Source organism: Streptococcus sp. GMD4S (assembly GCF_000296955.1).
Genome location: NZ_AJRE01000290.1, coordinates 1 through 951, shown reverse-complemented (window position 1 = coordinate 951; position 951 = coordinate 1). Strand labels below are relative to the sequence as shown.

The following is a 951-nucleotide window of genomic DNA, read 5'->3' as shown; positions in this document are numbered from 1 at the left end:
ATGTTTTTCGTACCAGTACCTATGCTCGCCGTATTGGGATGAAGGGAGATGGTCTTGGTTGCCGTACAGCCGCCTACTATATCCCATCAGCCTTTATTAGAGAATATATTGCTCTATGTGTGAAGATGAGATGGCTTTTTATCGCTTTCTATGTTTTGTTGATTTTAGCTCTGATTTTCTCTTATAGAGGTATTTTATGGTAATCAAAAAATCAGCTCTCCATTTTTGCGGAGAGCTGATTTTTATTCTGCAGCTTGTTGCCAACGTTTTGCTAGCTTATGAGACAAGCTAGAAATAGCAAAGTTAAAGATAAAGTAAATCAAGGCAATCAGGATATACAGACTGAAGACCTGCTCTGGTTCGAAATAGCGTCCCATGAGAATTTGGCTAGCGCCAAAGAGTTCTTGTAGGGCGATAACAGAGTAGAGAAGGCTGGTATCCTTAATTACAGTTACAAACTGAGAAATGATGGCTGGCAGCATTTTACGGATTGCTTGTGGGAGAATGATGTAGTAGAGGATTTGGGCTGAAGTGAATCCTTGCGACATTCCTGCTTCGTACTGGCCCTTGTCCACGGCATTGAGGCCACCTCGGATAATCTCAGCCAAGGCTGCTGAGGTAAAGAGGGTAAAGGCGGTAATGCCAGCTGGTGTCGACTTCATCTTGAAAACCAAAAAGATGGTGAAAATCCAGAGAAGGTTGGGAACGTTACGTACAAACTCGATATAAATGCTGGAGATGATCCGTAAAACAGGATTTTTTCCATTTCTCATAACCGCAAGTACCGTCCCGATCAGGGTAGAGAGGACAATGGCAATCAGAGAAATGTAGAGGGTTAAGCCAAATCCTTTAAAGATAAAGACTAGGTTATCTGGGGTCAAAACTTCTAAAATAGATTCCATAGTAACCTCCTAAAGTGAATAGGCTTTTTTGTTGGCTTGCTCCATCTTG

At 42.0% G+C, this 951-nt stretch carries 1 protein-coding gene and 1 pseudogene; one reads left to right on the top strand and one right to left on the bottom strand.

From position 1 onward, the window contains the following. A pseudogene (locus GMD4S_RS13570) lies at positions 1–203 on the top strand (hypothetical protein); the annotation flags it as partial. 39 nt (positions 204–242) lie between these two features. Here GMD4S_RS13570 and GMD4S_RS09420 read toward each other — a convergent pair. Continuing rightward, positions 243–902 carry an amino acid ABC transporter permease gene (locus GMD4S_RS09420; protein WP_000443890.1) on the bottom strand — a complete coding sequence of 220 codons (660 nt, stop codon included), beginning with the start codon at positions 900–902 and terminating at the stop codon, positions 243–245. Positions 903–951: the final 49 nt, after the last annotated feature.